The 2,587-nt window shown below is 67.2% G+C and carries 1 protein-coding gene and 1 pseudogene; both read right to left on the reverse strand.

Annotated features, from left to right (window positions below; all coding sequences use genetic code 11):
* Positions 1 to 134 precede the first annotated feature (134 nt).
* Positions 135 to 1,508: pseudogene (locus HC022_RS23790) on the reverse strand (response regulator).
* Positions 1,508 to 2,587, reverse strand: a 1,080-nt coding sequence (locus tag HC022_RS23795; protein WP_368484725.1) for a nitrogen regulation protein NR(II), incomplete at its 5' end; no start/stop codon positions are given. The pseudogene HC022_RS23790 and the gene HC022_RS23795, both read right to left, overlap by 1 nt.

Consider the following 2,587-nt stretch of genomic DNA (forward strand, 5'->3'; position numbering starts at 1 on the left):
GATTTCCGTGCGGGGGGGGCCACAGCCCTCCCGCGCGTGGGTGTGCTGCTGGGGGCGGGGGACCGCCATATCGTGTGGCTTCTTCACTACCTCGGGTTGAAGCGAAGCAGTATGGCCACATCTATGTGACCCTTTTACATCAGTTTGCGACGGCGTGTCACGCGAATATCCAGATCGGTGATCTTCTTGCGCAAAGTATTGCGGTTGATCCCGAGCAGATCGGCGCATTTCGCCTGGTTTCCGCCCGTTGCCTCGAGAGCGATCTCGATGAGCGGCGCCTCGACCTCCTTGAGGATGCGGGCATAGAGCCCCGGCGGCGGCAGCATGTTGCCGTGCAGGTCGAAATAGCGGCGCAGGTGACGGGCCACCGAGGTGCCCAGCTTCTCGGCGTCGCCCCCGCGCAGGATCGGTCCGGTATCGGGCTGGTTTCCCAGCACCGCCTCGACCTCGGTGCGGCTGATCTCCTCGGCGCGGCTGGTCAGGCTCAGGCGGCGCACCGAATTCTCGAGCTGACGCACGTTGCCCGGCCAGCTGTAGGCGCGGAAGAGCTCGGCGGCATCCTTGGAGAGCCAGCGCTTGGGCGCGCCCTCGCGCTAGGAAAGGGCAAGGAAGTGCTCGGTGAGCAGCGCGATGTCCTCGACCCGCTCGCGCAGGCTCGGCACGTTGATGGTCGCGCCGGAGAGGCGGTAGTAGAGATCCTGGCGCACCCGGCCCTCTTCCATGGCCTGTGCGAGGTCGCCCTGCGAGGTCGCCATGAAGCGCGGCACGTGTTCGCCCGGGATATCCATCATGCGCACCACGCGCGCCTGGATCTCGTCGGGGATGTCGGTGATCTCGTCGATGAGCAGCGTGCCGCCCTTGACGCGGGCCAGCACCCGGGCGGGGCCCTCGAGATCCGAGAGGTCGGCGCCGGTCACGGTGATGAAGGGCAGCGTGCGGCGGTCGGAGAAGTCGTGAATGGCGCGCGCGATCAGCGACTTGCCGGTCCCGCTCTCGCCCGAGATCAGCACCGGCAGATCGGTGTTCATCACCCGCGCAACAAGCCGGTAGAGCGCCTGCATCGCCGGCGTCTTGCCGACCAGCGGCAGCTCGTCGGGACCGTCGGCACCGATGGTCGCCACATCCTCGCGCTTGGGCGCGCGGTTGCGGTTGTCGAGCGCCTTGGCGGTGCGCTTCATCAGGTCCGGCAGGTCGAAGGGCTTGGGCAGGTAGTCGTAGGCTTCCGCCTCCGCCGCCTGGATCGCCGTCATGATGGTGTTCTGCGCCGAGATCACGATGACCGGCAGGTCCGGCCGGTCCTGGCGAATCTTCGGAAGCATTTCCAGACCGTTGCCATCGGGCATGACCACGTCCGAGATCACCACGTCGCCCTTGCCTTCGCCGACCCAGCGCATCAGCGTGGTGAGCGAGCTCGTCGCGTGCACCTTGCAGCCCGCGCGGGTCAGCGCCTGCGTCAGAACGGTGCGGATCGTGCGGTCGTCGTCTGCGACAAGAACCGTGCCATCCATTATCTCTTCTCCTCTGTCTCGCGCGGGGCGCGCGGAAGCGAAATCCGGAAGATCGTCCGGCCGGGGACGGAATCCACCGAGATCCAGCCATCATGATCCGAAATGATTTTCGAGACGAGCGCCAGCCCCAGACCGGTGCCGTTCTCCTTGCCCGACACGAAGGGGTCGAACACGTCGCCCCGGATGTCGTCGGGCAGGCCGGGGCCGTCGTCGATGACCTCGACCTGCAGCGGCAGCTTCTGCGTCGTGCCATCGGCGCGGCGCATGCGGAAGCTGTGCTCGTAGAAGGTGCGCAGGCGGATCGTGCCGCCTACCTTGGGGTCGGCGGCCTCGGCGGCGTTCTTGAGCAGGTTGAGCACCACCTGCAGAAGCTGGTCCGGATCGCCGTAGGCGAGCGGCAGCGAGGGGTCGTAATCCTCGATGAACTTCATGTGCGCCCCTGCCCCGAGCTGGGTCGAGCGGCGCGCCCGGTCGAGCACGTCGTGGATGTTCACCGGCTTGCGCTCGGGCGCGGAGAGATTGCCGAACTGCTCCACCTGCTCGAGCAGCTTCACGATGCGGCGGGTCTCGGCCACGATCAGGTCGGTGAGCTCGAGGTCGTCCTTGCTGAGGCTCATCGACAGCAGCTGCGCCGCGCCGGTGATCCCCGCGAGCGGGTTCTTGATCTCGTGCGCCAGCATCTCGGCCATGCCGATGGCCGACTTCGCGGCCGATTTCACCGAGTGGCTCTGGGTCATGCGGCCCGCCAGCTCGCGCGGCGAGATCAGCATGATGAACCAGCCGGGGAGGCCCTGCACCGGCGCAAGCTGAAGGTTGCAGACCAGCGGCGGGCGCGAGCCGGTGCCGACGTCGACATCGTTGACGAACAGCGGCGTGCCGTGCTCGCGGGCCCGGGCGAGGCTTTCCTCGAGCGGCGCGTCGACCGCGAGGCGGTCCCAGATCGGCTGGCCGATCAGCCACTTGGCCGAGTTATTCATGAAGCCCTCGGCAGCCGGGTTCATGTCGGCGATGCGTTCCTCGGCGTCCAGCAGGATCGCGGGAACCGGCAGCGAGGACCAGAGCTGAAGCTGAAGTTCGCC

The sequence above is a fragment of the Salipiger sp. HF18 genome (genome assembly GCF_011806505.1).
Taxonomy (GTDB): Bacteria; Pseudomonadota; Alphaproteobacteria; order Rhodobacterales; family Rhodobacteraceae; genus Salipiger; species Salipiger thiooxidans.